General features: G+C 40.4%; 17 protein-coding genes. 12 read left to right on the top strand and 5 right to left on the bottom strand.

The genetic code is table 11. The features are described 5' to 3' along the window. Positions 1-135: 135 nt before the first annotated feature. Positions 136-363, bottom strand: coding sequence for a YlaI family protein (locus tag LC033_RS15135; protein WP_226569832.1), 228 nt, complete (start codon positions 361-363; stop codon positions 136-138). Between the two features lie 103 nt (positions 364-466). Continuing rightward, positions 467-1,084, bottom strand: coding sequence for a YhcN/YlaJ family sporulation lipoprotein (locus LC033_RS15130; protein ID WP_226569824.1), 618 nt, complete (start codon positions 1,082-1,084; stop codon positions 467-469). Between the two features lie 137 nt (positions 1,085-1,221). Here LC033_RS15130 and LC033_RS15125 point away from each other — a divergent pair, with 137 nt between their 5' ends. Further along, positions 1,222-2,544 carry a PhoH family protein gene (locus LC033_RS15125; protein WP_226569830.1) on the top strand — a complete coding sequence of 441 codons (1,323 nt, stop codon included), beginning with the start codon at positions 1,222-1,224 and terminating at the stop codon, positions 2,542-2,544. Between the two features lie 15 nt (positions 2,545-2,559). Here LC033_RS15125 and LC033_RS15120 read toward each other — a convergent pair whose 3' ends face one another. Next, positions 2,560-3,042 (bottom strand): peptidyl-prolyl cis-trans isomerase, encoded by a 483-nt coding sequence (locus LC033_RS15120; protein WP_226569822.1) that lies wholly within the window; start codon positions 3,040-3,042, stop codon positions 2,560-2,562. Between the two features lie 120 nt (positions 3,043-3,162). Between LC033_RS15120 and glsA the strand changes: the two genes are divergently transcribed. The 5 genes from glsA (at position 3,163) to LC033_RS17400 (ending at position 10,031) form a co-directional block, all read left to right on the top strand. Further along, positions 3,163-4,092, top strand: a complete 930-nt coding sequence (gene glsA, locus LC033_RS15115) for a glutaminase A (RefSeq protein ID WP_226569820.1) — start codon at positions 3,163-3,165, stop codon at positions 4,090-4,092. Positions 4,093-4,178: 86 nt separating this feature from the next. Further along, positions 4,179-4,460 carry an Fpa/YlaN family protein gene (locus tag LC033_RS15110; RefSeq protein WP_003212509.1) on the top strand — a complete coding sequence of 94 codons (282 nt, stop codon included), beginning with the start codon at positions 4,179-4,181 and terminating at the stop codon, positions 4,458-4,460. A 209-nt stretch (positions 4,461-4,669) separates the two neighbouring features. Then, positions 4,670-5,881, top strand: coding sequence for a putative lipid II flippase FtsW (gene ftsW, locus LC033_RS15105; RefSeq protein ID WP_226569818.1), 1,212 nt, complete (start codon positions 4,670-4,672; stop codon positions 5,879-5,881). Positions 5,882-5,960: 79 nt separating this feature from the next. Next, positions 5,961-9,407, top strand: coding sequence for a pyruvate carboxylase (gene pyc / locus LC033_RS15100; RefSeq protein WP_226569816.1), 3,447 nt, complete (start codon positions 5,961-5,963; stop codon positions 9,405-9,407). A gap of 405 nt (positions 9,408-9,812) precedes the next feature. Beyond that, entirely contained in the window at positions 9,813-10,031 is a 219-nt protein-coding gene (locus tag LC033_RS17400) for an FAD-binding domain-containing protein (protein WP_226569828.1), read from the top strand. Here LC033_RS17400 and LC033_RS15090 read toward each other — a convergent pair. Further along, positions 10,024-10,947, bottom strand: coding sequence for a COX15/CtaA family protein (locus LC033_RS15090; protein WP_226569814.1), 924 nt, complete (start codon positions 10,945-10,947; stop codon positions 10,024-10,026). The two genes, LC033_RS17400 and LC033_RS15090, sit on opposite strands and share 8 nt — an antisense overlap. A gap of 392 nt (positions 10,948-11,339) precedes the next feature. Between LC033_RS15090 and cyoE the strand changes: the two genes are divergently transcribed. The 6 genes from cyoE to ctaG all read left to right on the top strand — a co-directional run bounded on the left by cyoE (position 11,340) and on the right by ctaG (position 17,532). Beyond that, entirely contained in the window at positions 11,340-12,257 is a 918-nt protein-coding gene (gene cyoE / locus LC033_RS15085) for a heme o synthase (RefSeq protein WP_226569812.1), read from the top strand. A 279-nt stretch (positions 12,258-12,536) separates the two neighbouring features. Then, on the top strand, positions 12,537-13,604 hold the full coding sequence (gene coxB / locus LC033_RS15080; protein ID WP_226569810.1) for a cytochrome c oxidase subunit II: 1,068 nt from the start codon (positions 12,537-12,539) through the stop codon (positions 13,602-13,604). Between the two features lie 195 nt (positions 13,605-13,799). After that, positions 13,800-15,671: a cytochrome c oxidase subunit I gene (gene ctaD, locus LC033_RS15075; protein WP_226569808.1), complete on the top strand. Its 1,872-nt coding sequence runs from the start codon at positions 13,800-13,802 to the stop codon at positions 15,669-15,671. Continuing rightward, the gene (gene ctaE / locus LC033_RS15070; protein WP_264188778.1) at positions 15,671-16,291 is read left to right on the top strand and encodes a cytochrome c oxidase subunit III; all 621 of its coding nucleotides are present in this window, start codon (positions 15,671-15,673) and stop codon (positions 16,289-16,291) included. Before ctaD ends, ctaE begins: the two co-directional genes overlap by 1 nt. A gap of 2 nt (positions 16,292-16,293) precedes the next feature. Beyond that, complete coding sequence (gene ctaF, locus LC033_RS15065) at positions 16,294-16,623, top strand: cytochrome c oxidase subunit IVB (protein WP_003211520.1); 330 nt, start codon at positions 16,294-16,296, stop codon at positions 16,621-16,623. Positions 16,624-16,653: 30 nt separating this feature from the next. Further along, positions 16,654-17,532 carry a cytochrome c oxidase assembly factor CtaG gene (ctaG, locus tag LC033_RS15060; RefSeq protein ID WP_226569805.1) on the top strand — a complete coding sequence of 293 codons (879 nt, stop codon included), beginning with the start codon at positions 16,654-16,656 and terminating at the stop codon, positions 17,530-17,532. A 59-nt stretch (positions 17,533-17,591) separates the two neighbouring features. Here the strand turns inward: ctaG and LC033_RS17395 are convergent. Beyond that, the coding region (locus LC033_RS17395) for an IS3 family transposase (RefSeq protein WP_376776467.1) at positions 17,592-17,670 on the bottom strand (79 nt) is incomplete at its 5' end.

Raw genomic sequence — 17,670 nt, 5'->3', positions numbered from 1 at the left:
TCAATTCTATAATCACGATCGATTCCAGAAAAAATTAAACCAGTGTGCTCCGGTAGAATACCGTCACACACTGGCAGGTTAGGCTTTTTATAATTGTCTACTTGACAGGGATAAGACCACATGTTCAGGTCTTTTTTATGTCTTGTTCTTTTTTTCCTTTTTTTTCTTTTTCTCTTTCGTCGCAGGATCTTGATAAAGAGAGAATATGCCAGTTTTGATGCGTGCTTCTGTCTTTACTTTAATTCTTTCTTGGCAATCATCGCACATATATGTATGAATCGGTCGATTTCTTAATCGTTTTGCAACAAGTGTATCGTCATCTATTGTTTCAATCTTTTCACATAATGAGCACTTCACTCTCATCATATTCACCTCACTTTATTGCATTTATTATAACATGTTTTCTGATTCACTTGAAATCAACGTAGAAAAAGGCTTATATCACAGGAGATATAAGCCGTTCTCATTATTTCTTCTGATTCATATGGTGGTTTGATTGATCGTTTTGGTTTTTTTCTAACTGCTTTTGATCATGTTCCTTGAGCTGATTATTCGGATCGTTTGTCGGATCTGTTTCGTGACGATCGATTTCATTTTGAGGCATCTCTGGCATGACGCGTCCAACAATGGCAGCTAGTTCATCCATAATCCCACTAACAGGGCGGCCTGCTTGAATTTCTTTACCCATCTGTTTTAAACGGCTGACTGTATCCGGGTCAGCGACGACAACAGCATTCGCACCCTCTGGATCATTTTTCAGTGCTTTAGCGACTGAATATTTAATGGTTTCTACTTTGCTTCTATCTAAATCATCTTTTACATCTATTCCAACAACAGCATAGCGGCCAATGACAATGGCAGTTGCATCATTTACATCCGCTACGTGCTCTGTCACATTGACAAGATGCTGTGCAACATCTGTTGATGGGCGGGGTTGATCGGTATTTTTCTTGGTTGAGTCTGACACTCGTACTAAGTGCTGGCGTCCATCTTGCCTGTCCTTAGCCTCTGGATTTTCCCGATTCTGGCAAGCGCCTAAGATGATGATGGTTTGAATCATGAATAATGTAAAAAATAGTCGCATGTGTATTCCCTCCTTCACAAACTGATGATTTATTTTATTGTTGAATTAACCTTCTAACTTTATTCATGAAAACATATATTTTAACAATCGTTTTGGGAAAGACAAGGATGAATGAACCCGATCAGGAGGCGAAGGACCTGAGTAAAATCTATGTATTAGATACAAACGTGTTATTACAGGATCCGAATTCAATCTTTTCATTTGAAGACAACGAGGTCGTTATTCCAGCCGTTGTGTTAGAAGAAGTAGACTCGAAAAAAAGATATATGGACGAGGTTGGACAAAATGCTCGGCGCGTCTCACGTTTAATCGATGGACTGAGATCTAAAGGGAAACTACATGAAAAAATTACGCTCGAGTCAAAAGGGACGCTGCGCATTGAACTGAATCATCGCTCGTTTCACGAGCTTCAAGAAATTTTTATCGAAAAAACAAACGACAATCGCATTTTGGCTGTAGCAAAAAACTTGAGTTTAGAGGAAGATACAAAGCCTCATGGCCGTCCCGTCATTTTGGTCAGCAAGGATGTCTTGGTGAGAGTAAAAGCGGATGCCATTGGGCTGCAAGCAGAGGATTTTTTAAGTGATCGTGTGCTACAAAATGAAGACATTGAAAATGGCTATGACGAGCTTTATATTCCGACTGAGCAGCTAAATACATTTTATAAGCAAAATCAATTACGCGTAAAAGACATGACCAATGTCCCGTTAAATCCTCGTCAATTTGTGATTATGAAGGGAAATGAAGGCGGTTCTGCTTTAGGCATACTTGATCAAAAGGCAGAGCACGTCAAGCGGCTCATTTATGATCAAGAACATATTTGGGGAATTCGCCCGAAAAATGTCCAGCAGACGATGGCGCTAGAGTTGCTTTTGCGACGTGATATTCCCCTCGTGACACTTATCGGTAAAGCGGGGACAGGCAAAACCTTGCTCGCACTTGCTGCTGGGCTGATGCAAACAGAGGACCTCGGCATGTTTAAAAAGCTCATCGTGGCTCGCTCAATTGTTCCTGTTGGAAAGGATTTAGGCTACTTACCAGGAGAAAAGGATGAGAAGCTCAGACCGTGGATGCAGCCGATCTATGATAATCTGGAGTTTTTATTTAATACAAAAAAACCTGGTGAACTGGATGCGATCTTAGCAGGGATTGGTTCTATCCAAGTAGAAGCTTTAACCTATATTCGCGGAAGAAGTATACCTGATCAATTTATTATCATTGACGAGGCACAAAATTTAACAAAACACGAGGTGAAAACGTTATTAACGCGAGTCGGAGAAGGAAGTAAAATTGTGCTGATGGGAGATCCAGAGCAGATAGATCATCCCTATTTAGACAGCTTAAATAATGGGCTTACGTATGTGATTGAGCGCTTCAAAGGGCAGCAAATATCTGGACATGTCAAGCTTGTCAAAGGAGAAAGGTCTGGACTTGCACAGCTTGCAGCTGATTTATTATAGTCCAGCCCCTGCCCCTTATGTAATGATTAACTCTTTCACACCTTTAATCGGCTGAGTAAAGTTGGACTGATCCTCAAAATAGACGTGGATTGGTCCTTTTTCTGTAATAGGCTTTCCATTTTGGCTGAAATGAGCAATGCTTTCCATCGCTTGAGAGAGCGGCACGGCAATTGTTTCAGTTTCTGTGACAAATTCACACGTGCTCGCTTGTTCAAGCGGTTCTGCATTTTTCAGCATGTCGCCTAGCTTCATACCAAAGCTGCCTGTAACGAGTCGTTCTTTTTCGTACTTCTTCTCTGTTTTTAAAGTGGGCGGAAGTGTTTGTCCTTCTCTTATGACCCGCTCTTGGTCAAGCTCCTGATCAAGCTGCTTTTCTTCGATTGTTGTCTTTTTCTTAAAAAATGAATCCATTAAAAATTTGCGGTCATCGAAAATCCACACACTTGGATCAATGGTGATCTTGTAGCGTACGTTCCCCTTAATTTGAATAATGCTCATGTTTAGGTCAACCCCTTTCCATTATAAATTATAGAAGTTTTCGCCCGCTTTGTCACTTTCATAAACAAGCTTCTCATTGAACACACTAATCTTACATGCAAAAGTAGGGAGGGCATTAGCATGGTATGTCAGGACAATGAAGAGCTTCAGCGATTTGTAGAAGAGGCGAAAAAAGTGGCCAAGGATGGTAAAGTAGCATCTTATATTCCTGCGCTCGGTAAAGCGGATCAGGCAGATTTATCTGTGGCTGTTTATCATGTAAGTAATATTTGCCACTCGGCAGGAGACGTTGATAAAAGGTTTACTTTGCAAAGCATTTCAAAAGTATTAGCGCTGGCGCTCGTGCTCACAGAGGAAGGGCCCAAAAAAGTGTTTGAATATGTTGGGCAAGAACCTACAGGGGATCCATTTAATTCTATGATTAAACTTGAGACAGCAAGCCCGAATAAGCCGCTTAATCCAATGATTAATGCAGGAGCGCTGGCAGTAACAAGTTTAATAAGAGGTAGGACGCATCAGGATCAACTCAACCGATTGTTGTGTTTTGTTAGAGAGCTTGCCAATGACACAACCATTACATATTGCAAAGAAACAGCGTCATCAGAATTTGACACATCTATGATTAACCGCGCCATGTGCTATTACATGAAGCAATATCATATCATTGAAGGACATGTGGAAGAGGTCATGGACGTATATACGAAGCAATGTGCCATCATGATGAACAGCTTGGATTTGGCGAAAATTGCTTGTGTTTTTTCATTAGATGGCAGGCATCCCGAGACGGGGAAACAAATCCTTTCGAAAGATGTCGCTAGAATTTGTAAAACCTTTATGGTGACTTGCGGAATGTACAATGCAAGCGGAGAATTTGCAATTAATATCGGAATTCCTGCCAAAAGCGGTGTTTCAGGTGGTATTATGGGGGCAGCACCGTATGATTTTGGTATTGGTATTTTCGGACCTGCCCTAGATGAAAAAGGAAATAGCATTGCTGGTATTAAGCTACTTGAGCTCATGAGTGAAAAATATGAGATGAGCATCTTTTAATGATTAAATCTGCTTGCAATTTTGGGCGTTTCGCTTTATGATAAATAGAAGAATTAGGTACTCGCCAGGGGAACGGAGGGATACTTTTGGCGTCAGAAATCTTAGTCGATCATCGGCAAAAAGCACTGGCTTTATTAAAATTGGATGCAGATAAAATTTTAAAATTGATCCAAGTGCAAATGGACAACTTAACGATGCCGCAATGTCCTCTTTATGAAGAGGTTTTAGATACTCAAATGTTCGGATTATCGAGAGAAATTGATTTTGCTGTCCGACTTGGATTAGTTGATCAACATGAAGGTAAGAAACTACTCGATAAACTTGAGAGAGAGCTTTCCGCACTTCATGATGCGTTTACAAAAAAATAATGATTGAAAACTCAAACTTCCACAAAATAAGTTTGGGTTTTTTTGTCATCAATTTTATCTTCATCAACAGATGATAATCGGACTTGATTCTTTCATCACAGACGAACAATATAAAAGAGGTAAAACGGGATCAAACGGAGAAAATGTAGTAGAATAAGAACAGCTATGAGGTTATACACAGTAGAAACAGACGTTAGGAAGAGGATTATATGTTAAAGAGAATGCTAAAATCGTATGACTACTCATTATTGTTCGCCATTATATTAATTAGCGCATTCGGTTTGGTGATGGTATACAGCTCAAGTATGATTACATCTGTTATCAGGTATGATGCCGCACCAGATAACTTTTTTAAGAAACAGCTTCTATTTATGATTGTTGGAGCAGTCATATTGGTTTTTATAGCACTTGTTCCATATCAGCTGTTTTCAAATAAAAAATTCCAGATCGTTATGTTGCTGCTTTCTGTCTTTTCACTTATCTATGTGTATTTTGGCGGCCACATTGCTGGGAATGCAAGAAGCTGGATTAAATTAGGACCTTTTAGTCTTCAGCCAGCGGAATTTGTGAAGATTGTCGTCATCATCTATCTTGCTGCTGTGTATGCAAAAAAGCAGCATTATATTGATCATATTTTAAGAGGGGTAACACCTCCAATCGTTATTGTCTCGATTTTATGTGGATTTATCATTTTGCAGCCAGACTACGGGACAGCCTTTATTATTGGCATGATTGCCTTTGCGATGATTTTATGCTCAGGCTTTAGCGGTAAAACGCTCGCAAAGCTGTTAGCGCTATTTAGTGCGGTGATGGTCGTCGTGACACCGTTTATTATTCTCTTTTGGGATAAAATTTTTACGCAAAATCGTCTAGGACGTTTTGAGAGTTTCCAAGATCCATTTAAAGATGCAGGTGCCACTGGGCATCAATTGATTAATTCATACTATGCGATTGGATCAGGCGGGTTTTTTGGTCTTGGTCTTGGAGAGAGTGTGCAAAAGTATGGGTACCTTCCAGAGCCACATACAGATTTTATCATGGCGATCATATCTGAAGAGCTTGGCTTTTTCGGTGTATTTTTTGTCCTCGCACTACTTGGTTTTATCGTTGTGAAAGGTTTTTATATTGCGAGAAAGTGTGAAGATCCGTTTGGAAGTTTGCTTGCAATAGGGATTTCCTCGATGATTGCGATCCAAACGTGTATCAATTTAGGCGGTGTTTCAGGTCTTATTCCAATCACAGGGGTGACACTTCCGTTTATCAGCTACGGGGGATCATCGATTATTTTACTGAGTGGATGTATGGGAATATTGCTGAATATCAGCATGTTTACTGAATATAAAGAGCGTTATAAAAAGAAAAAATCAATCAGCAAACCATCGGTTCAAAAAAATGGATTGCAGAAAACTTTGAATCTTTAGAACACAAAAGTGTACAGTTACCATTTCTTCCTTTATGATAGAGTACATATAAAATTTTAAGGGATATGGAGGAGTGAGAATGTCACAGAGAACAATTCAAAAGGTTCTAGTTGCAAACAGAGGGGAAATTGCTATCAGAGTCTTCAGGGCCTGTACGGAGCTCAATTTACGTACAGTGGCGATTTACTCAAAAGAAGACTCGGGCTCTTATCATCGCTATAAAGCAGATGAAGCATATCTAGTTGGGGAAGGAAAAAAACCGATTGATGCCTACCTTGATATCGAGGGGATCATCGAAATTGCAAAGCGAAATGACGTGGATGCGATTCATCCAGGGTATGGATTTTTATCCGAAAACATTCATTTTGCAAGACGATGCGAAGAGGAAGGCATTCAATTTATCGGTCCAACTTCTCAGCATCTAGATATGTTTGGCGATAAAGTGAAGGCGAGAGATGAAGCAAAAAAAGCTGGAATTCCAGTCATTCCAGGAAGTGACGGACCGGTTGATTCCATCAAAGAAGTCGAAAAATTCGGTGAAGAATACGGATATCCGTTTATTATTAAAGCTTCACTTGGCGGCGGCGGCCGAGGTATGCGGATTGTCAGATCGAAAGAGGAGCTAAACGAAGCGTATGACCGTGCAAAGTCAGAGGCAAAAGCTGCTTTTGGGAATGACGAGGTATACGTAGAAAAGCTAATTCAAAATCCGAAACATATTGAAGTGCAGGTGATTGGTGATAATCACGGCAATATCATTCATTTATACGAGCGTGACTGCTCTGTCCAAAGACGTCATCAAAAAGTCATTGAAGTTGCACCAAGTGTGTCTCTTACAGATCAATTACGTGAAGACATTTGCGAAGCGGCTGTACAGCTAGCTCGAAATGTGACGTATATCAATGCAGGAACTGTAGAGTTCTTAGTGGCAAATGGTGAGTTTTATTTTATTGAAGTCAATCCTAGGGTACAGGTTGAACACACGATCACAGAAATGATTACAGGCGTAGATATCGTCCAAACCCAAATCCTTGTCGCAAAGGGTCATGACCTTCACAGCAAAGGAGTAGGTATACCAAAGCAAGAAGATATCTTCACACATGGGTATGCCATTCAATCAAGGGTTACGACAGAAGATCCTTTAAATGACTTTATGCCGGACACAGGAAAAATTATGGCCTACCGTTCAGGCGGGGGATTTGGTGTCCGTCTTGATACAGGGAACAGCTTCCAAGGTGCGGTCATTACGCCTTATTACGATTCATTATTGGTCAAGCTGTCAACGTGGGCGCTCACATTTGATCAAGCTGCTGCTAAAATGGTTCGTAATTTACAAGAATTCAGGATTCGGGGGATTAAAACCAATATCCCATTTCTTGAAAACGTCGCAAAGCATGATAAATTCCTTAAAGGAGAATATGATACGTCGTTTATCGATTCAACACCAGAGCTATTTAATTTCCCTAAGCAAAAAGACCGTGGAACGAAAATGCTTGCTTATATTGGTAACGTTACCATCAATGGGTTCCCTGGGATTGCGGAAAAAAAGAAGCCTCATTTTGATAAACCGAATTTACCGAAGCTTCTAGTCCATGAAAAGATTCCTTCTGGGACAAAACAATTTTTAGATACGCATGGACCTGAAGGACTTTCCAATTGGGTGAAAGAGCAACACAATGTTCTTTTAACGGATACAACCTTTAGAGATGCGCACCAATCTCTGCTTGCGACACGCTTCAGAACGCATGACTTAAAGAAAATTGCCCAGCCAACAGCAGGGGTATGGCCAGAGCTATTCAGTATGGAAATGTGGGGCGGTGCTACATTTGATGTTGCGTATCGTTTCTTAAAAGAAGATCCATGGGAAAGATTGAAAGAGCTTCGTCAAGAAGTTCCAAACACCTTGTTCCAAATGCTTTTAAGATCATCAAACGCTGTAGGTTATACAAACTATGCGGATAATGTCATTAAAGCATTTGTGAAGGAGTCGGCAGAGGCGGGCATCGACGTGTTCCGTATTTTCGATAGCTTAAACTGGGTCAAAGGCATGATGCTTGCCATTGATTCTGTTCGTGAATCAGGCAAAGTGGTTGAGGCGGCCATTTGTTATACGGGGGATATTCTTGATCCATCTCGTCCGAAATACGACCTTAAATACTATGTATCTCTTGCGAAGGAGCTCGAATCAGCAGGCACTCATATTTTAGGTATTAAAGATATGGCGGGATTATTAAAGCCACAAGCAGCTTACGAGCTTGTATCTGCTTTAAAGGATGAGCTCACGATCCCTATCCACCTTCATACACATGATACGAGTGGAAATGGACTATTCACCTATGCAAGGGCGATCGATGCTGGCGTTGATATTGTCGATGTTGCTGTCAGCTCTATGGCAGGGCTTACGTCTCAGCCAAGTGCGAGCTCATTGTATCATGCGTTAGATGGACATGAAAGAAAGCCAGAAATGAATGTCAAAGCTGTAGAAAGCCTTTCTCAATACTGGAATTCTGTCAGAAAATACTATCATGAATTCGAAAGCGGTATGAATTCTCCGCATACAGAAATTTATGAGCATGAAATGCCTGGCGGTCAGTATAGTAACTTGCAGCAGCAGGCAAAAGGTGTTGGCCTTGGCGATCGTTGGAATGAAGTAAAGAAAATGTACAGACGTGTGAATGACATGTTTGGTGATATTGTTAAGGTCACACCATCCTCTAAAGTAGTTGGAGATTTGGCACTTTATATGGTGCAAAATGATCTAACAGAAGAGGATGTTTATGAAAAAGGAGCAACGCTTGACTTCCCAGATTCTGTTGTTGAATTATTTAAAGGCTATTTAGGACAGCCGCATGGTGGATTCCCAGAAAAACTGCAAAAGCTGATCTTAAAAGGGGAAGAGCCACTCACTGTGAGACCAGGTGAGAAGCTGAAGCCAGTGGACTTTGAAGAAATTAAAAAACAGTTCAAAGAATCACATGACCTGACATTGACAGAACAAGAGGTGATTGCATATGCACTATATCCGAAAGTCTTTTCTGAATTTGTCCAAACAGCAGAAAGTTATGGTGATATCTCTGTTCTTGACACACCAACGTTTTTCTACGGGATGAGACTTGGTGAAGAGATTGAGGTAGAAATTGAAAAAGGAAAAACCCTCATTGTCAAACTGGTATCAATTGGAGAACCGAATCCAGATGCCACAAGAGTCATTTACTTTGAGCTCAATGGTCAGCCGCGTGAAGTGGTGATTAAGGATGAAAACATTAAATCCTCCGTGCAAGAAAAAATGAAGGCGGATCGTTCGAATCCAAATCACATTGCCGCATCAATGCCAGGCACCGTGATGAAAGTGCTTGTTGAAAAAGGTCAGAACATTTCACAAGGTGAACACCTGATGATCAATGAAGCCATGAAAATGGAAACGACTGTACAAGCACCATTCTCTGCAGTCGTGGATGAAATTCATGTCTCGAATGGAGAACCGATTCAAACCGGTGATTTGCTTATTGTATTAAAGACTGAATAATGGGTGAGACACATCCATAGCGATGTGTCTTTTTTTGAACACATTAAAATGTGCAGCGACAAGAGAGAGTGATTACACTATAGATTGAGGTGAAGAAAGTAAGATATGCGATTGGATGATCATATCGCCTTGTCAAAAGCGATTACATATGCGAAAAAACCTCAGTACCTATTATTTGCTTTTTATCATCTAGACCTTTAAAGAAATGGAGCTTGATTTAAACCATGAACATTTCTTTCAAAACTTGGCTCATTTCGTCAAGGAAGTGAGAGAATCTCAATTATATGTTCATCTTTTCCATGATGATGTCTTGCCCGCTTTTCAACAGGTTATGAATATTTATGACATCAACGCGGTCTTTTTTATTGAGTACCAAGTTGGAATTGGGATCCAAGCGGAGAATTTATCAGAAGATATATACCAGAACTACAACATGTCGATGAAAAATGGGTTCATGAACCAAGTAACTTGTCGATAGATGAACAATTCAAGTGGATACATATTTACTGCCTACTGTCAATCATCAAGAAAGGCGCAAAAAAGACATTTTGCTATTTCAAGAAGCAAAACAACAGTAAAAGAAATCCCCCTTTTCGCATGAGGGGGATACATATTTTTATTTGAATGGCTCTCTGTTTTCATATTTAAACCGGGCAATGAGTAAGCAGAAGTAGCATAGTACCCCAAACAAACAAGAAATAAAGAATGAATGAGCAAGCGCATAGCCAAGTGCAAGATGAGAATAAACAGACATTACACCTGAAATCGCTTGAAGTGTAATCAGAATGGCTGAAATGATCCATCCATAATACAGCTGCTTCTGTTCTTTATAATGTTTAATGGCATGGAACATAGCGACAAATATCCAGACGAATAAAAGAAGGGCTGCTGCTCGGTGAGACATTTGTACCCACTGATTAAAATAAGTCGGAAGTGCGCCGTCTTTTGAACAAAATGGGAAGACAGAACAAGCAAGACTTGATTTTGTATGTCTCACATAAGCACCCGTATACACCACGATATACGTATAGGTGATCAACCCATAAATATGGAACTGCATCCTTTTGCCGATATGAAGCGGCTTCACGAGCTTTGTTTCAGATCTGGTTGCCTCAAACACAAGAAGGGCTAGCAGTAAGACTGAAGCAAAAGAAATCAGCGAAATACCGAAGTGAAGTGCCATTATAAGTGCGTTAGAACCAAACACTACCGCAAGAGCCCCTAACAGCGCTTGAAGCAGTAAAAATATAATGGACATGATAACCAAGAATTTGGTTTCACGGAACACTGGACTAATTTTTTTCCAGCATAAAATCGCCAGTGCCAGTACAAGAATGGTGGAAACTCCTGTTGACATGCGGTGACTCCATTCGATGATGGAGGCAGGGTTCATTTCAGGAAAGAAACGACCGTGGCAAAGGGGCCACTGTCTACCGCAGCCTAGACCAGAGCCAGTCTTTGTAACAAGCGCACCGCCAATCAGAACGATCAACATCACAAACGTTGTGACAACGCTTAATAGCCTTAAAGCAAATTTCATCAAATTATTTCACCTTCTCTAAAGAACTTCTGATACAAATGAAAACCTCACATACTCTCAAGTTTAAGCCAAATGCGTGTTCTGGTGCAATTCTTAATAACCAAAGTTCACAAAAAAATGATAAGGTCATTCACAAAGTTTACAGATTTAGAGTGCTTGATCTTTCTTTGACAGTCTGATAGAAATAGAGAAGGGAATATTTCATTTTGCACCACTTTCTGAACCACACACAATCCTAATAAATTCACGAAAAGTTCACAAATAACTTCAAGTTTGTCGTTTATTATTTAATAGGATGTTTTTTTACAGCTCTTTATCTTGTATGATAGAGTTGTAACGATTTTATGTATCATTTGTCAGTTTGAAGGTTTGGGCAAGGGAGGTTATACACATTGGCAAATTCCAAAACAGCCGCGGAAGCAGCTATTCATGGACAAATAGAAGAAACAACAGCTTGGAAAGATTTTCTTGCTCTTATTAAAATGGGCATCGTTAATTCCAACTTCATTACAACATTTACTGGAATGTGGCTTGCTTTTTATTTTACAGATATGAGTTTCCTTGGGAATCTTGATATTGTTCTGTTAACAATGATTGGTTCTTCTCTTATTATTGCCGGTTCATGCGCCATTAATAATGCGTTTGACCGTGATATTGATATACTAATGGAAAGAACAAAAACAAGACCGACTGTAACAGGTAAAGTTCAGCCAGGGCAAGCGTATGCATTTGGCACGTTGCTTGTCGTACTGGGACTCATTATGCTTCTGATGACAACTATTACATCAGCAGTGATTGGATTTATTGGTGTATTTACTTATGCGGTTCTTTACACCATGTGGTCTAAACGCCATTACACTATTAATACAGTCATTGGAAGTGTATCTGGTGCAGTTCCGCCATTAATCGGCTGGACAGCTGTAACAGGCACAATCGACACAACGGCTTGGGTTTTGTTTATGATTATGTTCATTTGGCAAATCCCGCACTTCCTGTCACTTGCCATTAAGAAAACGGAAGATTATCGCAAGGCAGGTATTCCAATGCTTCCAGTTGTCTATGGATTTGAGGTTACAAAGCGCCAAATCATCATTTGGACTGCATGTCTTCTTCCACTTCCATTTTTCTTAGGTGGATTAGGATGGCCGATTGTTGCGCTTGGCACATTGCTAAACATTGGATGGCTCGTGCTTGGCCTATTGGGCTTTAAAATGAAAGACATCATGAAGTGGTCAACACTGATGTTCGTTTATTCATTAAACTACTTAACGATCTTTTTCGTTGCGATGATTATTATTACACTATTTTAGAGTGAAATCCACTTTGATCACATCAAAACAAAGGCTATATCTTATAACACAACATTTTCTTACAACTATGAAAGCCGCCTGATATTCAGTTCTATTTAGGTGGTTTTCTGTTTATACATAGATGGTATTTTGAGTAAAAACATCATTTTTTTATGAAAAGAGGAAATGTAAGTGCTTTTATAAGAAGCGGGGGTTATTGATGGGTAATAAGTGATTTTATAAATAAGAGGTAAAAAGGGAAAGGCAAAGGAGATCAAGCAAAAGGGGTTGGGACAAATTATGATAAGAAAATGGCGTGTTTATTCACTGTTTCTCTTACTGACGCTTGTTTTGGCGGGCTGTGGTGAACCATACTTATCAACACTCAAGCCAGTTGGGGAAGTAGCAGATAAACAGTTTTTCCTGACGGTACTGAGTACACTCATTATGGTTCTTGTCGTCATTGTTGTATCGATCATTTTCTTTTACGTCATCATTAAATTCAAGCGTTCTAAAGTGGGAGAAGATACGATTCCAAAACAGGTGGAAGGGAACCGTAACCTAGAAATTACATGGACAGTGATTCCAATTCTTCTACTCATTATTCTCGTTGTACCTGTTGTGGCATACACGATTGGGCTAGGGGATACAAGTGCGATGGATAAGAAAAAAAGAGATCCTGAAAAGACACTTGTCGTAAATGTAAGAGCAAGCTTATATTGGTGGGAATTTGAATACCCTGATTATGGGATTGTCACAAGTCAGGAATTGATTGTACCAACAGATCAAAAGGTATACTTTAAGCTGAAAGCATCAGATGTCAAACACTCTTTTTGGGTTCCATCAGCTGGCGGTAAAATCGATACAAACACAGAAAACGAGAACAAGTTTTATTTAACATTTGATTCGAAACGAACCAAAGATGCAGGAGAATATTTTTACGGGAAATGTGCAGAGCTTTGTGGTCCATCGCATGCTTTAATGGACTTTAAAGTTAAAACGCTTTCTCAAGATGAGTTTTTAGGATGGACCAAAAAGATGGCAGATTACAAAAAGCCTACATCTACATCAAACATAGCCCTAGAGGGTGAAAAATTATTTAAAGAGAAAAACTGCTTAAGCTGTCATGCAGTAGAGCCTGGGGACGAACGGCCAGAAGCGGCAAGGACGGCTCCAAACCTTGCAACCTTCGGAGAGCGAACGAAAGTAGCTGGGATTAAAGACATGAATAAAGAAAATGTAAAGGCATGGCTAAAAGATCCTGAGAGCTTTAAACCAGGTAATAAGATGACAGGGACGTACCCTAAATTAAATGACTCAGAAGCAGATGCACTCTACGAGTATTTAAAAGATCTTAAAGCAGAGTAGCTCCATTTGTGGCTGCTAATTGGAGCGGCGGAATCTAATGATTTTTCAAATGGGTATGTGATCTATGTGAAGTTTTTGTTAAGAGCTCCCGAACATGTCTCTACATCCGAGAAGTAGTCATACAGTCTGTTTTAAAGATCGTTAAGATAGACATCTATATGAAAAGGGGCAAATGGGAGATAAGAGGGGGATTTCATGGTGAGTACAATAGCTAAAAAGCGGGGGTTTGGTGCTGTCTTATGGGATTACTTGACGACGGTTGACCACAAAAAAATTGCCATACTATATTTAGTGGCAGGAGGATTTTTCTTTTTGGTTGGCGGTCTAGAAGCGATGTTTATCCGTATTCAGCTAGCCATCCCTGAAAATGATTTTGTTAGTGCAGGAGTTTACAATGAAATCATGACCATGCATGGAACGACAATGATTTTCCTTGCAGCAATGCCGCTTTTATTTGCATTAATGAATGCGGTTGTACCAATTCAAATTGGTGCACGTGACGTAGCATTTCCGTTTATCAATTCCCTTGGTTTTTGGCTTTTCTTTTTCGGAGGAATTTTCTTAAACCTTGGCTGGTTTTTAGGCGGATCACCTGATGCGGGCTGGACTGCATACGCGTCACTCACGCTAAATTCAGAAGGGCATGGTATGGATTTCTATATTTTAGGTTTGCAGATAGCAGGTATTGGTACACTCATAGCTGGTATCAACTTTCTTGTCACGATCATTAATATGAGAGCGCCTGGTATGACGTATATGAGAATGCCGCTCTTCACTTGGACGACATTTGTCGCATCTGCACTTATTTTGTTCGCATTCCCTCCATTAACAGCAGGGCTTGCGATGCTGATGTTTGACAGAATGTTTGGCACGAGCTTTTTCAATCCAGATCTTGGAGGAAATACGATCATCTGGGAGCATTTGTTCTGGATTTTTGGACACCCAGAAGTATATATCTTAATTCTTCCAGCATTCGGAATTTTCTCTGAGATCATTCCAGTGTTTGCGAGAAAAAGATTGTTTGGTTACTCGTCGATGGTGTTCGCCACTGTATTAATCGGTTTCCTTGGATTCATGGTGTGGGCGCATCACATGTTTACAACAGGTCTGGGACCTATTGCAAATGCCATCTTTGCGGTAGCCACTATGGCGATTGCAGTGCCTACAGGAATCAAAGTATTCAATTGGCTGTTGACCATTTGGGGCGGTAATGTCAAATTTTCGACGCCAATGCTGTATTCCGTCGCTTTCATTCCGTCATTCTTACTTGGCGGTGTAACTGGGGTCATGCTTGCAGCAGCTGCAGCTGATTATCAGTTCCATGATACGTACTTTGTTGTGGCGCATTTCCACTATGTCATTATCGGTGGTGTGGTATACGGAATTTTAGCTGGTGTGCATTACTGGTGGCCTAAAATGTTTGGGAAAATACTCGATGAGAAGCTTGGGAAAATTAGCTTTGTGCTCTTTTTCATCGGTTTCCATTTAACGTTCTTTATCCAGCATTTCTTGGGTCTGTGGGGGATGCCGCGCCGGGTATTTACGTTCCTGCCAGGTCAGGGTCTCGAGCTTGGGAACTTAGTCAGTACGATTGGTGCATTGTTTATGTTTGTCGCAGTGATCATCATGCTGATTAACGTCATTTGGACAACAGCAAAAGGAGAGCGTGTGTCGAGCGATCCTTGGGGAGATGGACGAACACTTGAATGGGCAGTGTCTTCGCCTCCACCGGAATATAATTTTAAACAGCTTCCGCTTGTAAGAGGACTTGATCCGTTATGGATTGAGAAAATGGATGGTAAAAAAGAAATGACAGCATCTGAACCACTTGATGATATTCACATGCCAAACAATTCAATCTTGCCTATCATTATCTCATTCGGTCTTTTTGTGTCAGCATTTGGCTTTATGTATCGTCAAGAACACAGCTGGGGTCTTCCGGTGATCTTGATTGGACTTGGTATTACGTTTGCGACCATGCTGGTTCGATCTCTTAAAGATGATCATGGATACCATATACACAAAGAAGATTTGATCGATGACGATGATAAAGGGGTGAAAGCATAATGGAACCACAAAAAATGACAGCGGAAACCTTTCCGGCTTCTCCTGAGAAAGCCACGTTAGAAGGAAAGAATAAGTTCGTTGGGTTCTGGTTGTTTCTTGGGGGAGAAACCGTTCTGTTTGCATCTTTATTTGCCACTTACTTGGCACTGAAAAACTCAAATGCAGGCGGGGCAAAAACAACTGATATGTTTGACCTCACACTTGTCTTTATTGCCACAATGCTCCTGTTAACGAGCAGTTTAACGAGTGTGTATGCAATGTATCATATGAAAAACTTTGCCTTTAAAAAAATGCAGCTTTGGCTCGGCGTGACCGTTCTATTAGGTGCTGGATTTTTAGGACTTGAAATTTATGAGTTCTATCACTATGTGCATGAGTATGAATTTACTATTACCAGCTCTGCTCTTGGTTCTGCTTTCTATACATTAGTGGGAACTCACGGGGCTCACGTTGCATTTGGACTTTGCTGGATAACCGCTCTTATCATTCGAAATATGAGACGCGGACTAGATTTATACAATGCACCAAAATATTATGTGGCAAGTCTATATTGGCACTTCATTGATGTTGTGTGGGTCTTCATCTTTACCGTTGTATATTTAATGGGAATGGTGGGATAAGAATGGGAAATAAAAACACAAATCAGTCCAAAGTCGATCTTGTATATCGTAAAAAGAAAAATGCCGAAGAAATGAAGCATCAGCTCATTTCTTTTGGCTTGATGATTGGATTAACATTTGTTGCATTTTTAACGATTGCTTCTGAAGACGTCGGGAATTGGTTCGCAGTACCATTTATTTTACTGCTTGCAGTCATTCAGGTGGCTTTTCAGCTTTATTATTTTATGCACATGAACCAAAAAGGGCATGAAACACCCGCATTGTTTCTTTATTCAGGTGTGTTTGTCGCGTTTATTACCGTATTAGCCTTTTTGACCATTATTTGGTGGTAAGCCCGCTTTGCCCTTGAAGGAGGCGCAGCAATGGAGAACTTAGAAATATTCGGATTTCGGGCATTATGGAGCCCTTACTATTTGACTTGTATTGTCATAGCAGCTGCTCTTTATCTGCTTCTTGTTACAAAGGGAAAGCACCGTGCGACGGTGAAAGAAAAAACGTTGTTTCTGACGGGGCTTGTTCTGTTATATGCGGTAAAAGGAAGCCCAATTGATTTAATGGGGCATATTATGTTCAGTGCACATATGGCGCAAATGGCGGTGCTCTATTTAGTTATCCCGCCTCTCCTCATTACAGGATTACCTGCGGCCATTTGGGAGCGGATCATACAAACGCCAGGCATTCAGCAAATGTTTCGTTTGTTTTCAAAGCCATTAATTGCATTGCTTGGGTTTAACGGGTTGTTTTCGCTTTATCACATCCCGCTTGTATTTGATTTTGTAAAAACTGATCCATTTTATCATGCATTGATGACGGTTGTTATTTTTATCGCTGCTTTTTTCATGTGGTGGCCGCTTGTCCATAAAGTCCAAAGTCAGCCGCAGCTCACAGGAATTTTAAAGCTTGGATATATTATGGCAGACGGTATATTGATGACACCAGCCTGTGCACTGATCATGTTTAGTGATGCACCGATCTATGCGACCTACTCTGATGCCGGTGCGTGGATTCAAGCACTTCATCTATGTGTGCCAAGCGATATGCTCACAGGTCTTGCGCTAACTGGCCCTGATATGTTTCACACACTGCCCTTGCTGGAGGATCAGCAGCTAGGTGCTATTTTGATGAAAATTATTCAGGAAATTGTTTACGGATCTATTCTTGCTGTTGTCTTCTTTGATTGGGCCAGAAAAGAAAGAGCGAAAGATGCCGTGCCAAATGCGCTCATTCCGAAATATGAATAAAGAAAAGCACAGCCGCATGGGGACTGACCCCCGTTTTTGAGACAGGGATCAAAACACCTTTATACAGCCAATTGCGTATAGTTTATCGGTGATTGGTTGTTTAGTTTTGTTTGAATACGAATGTTGTTATAATAATAA

The organism is Bacillus stratosphericus, assembly GCF_020524495.1.
In the GTDB taxonomy this organism is placed as follows: Bacteria; Bacillota; Bacilli; order Bacillales; family Bacillaceae; genus Bacillus; species Bacillus stratosphericus_B.
This window is presented reverse-complemented; position numbering and strand designations above follow the sequence as displayed.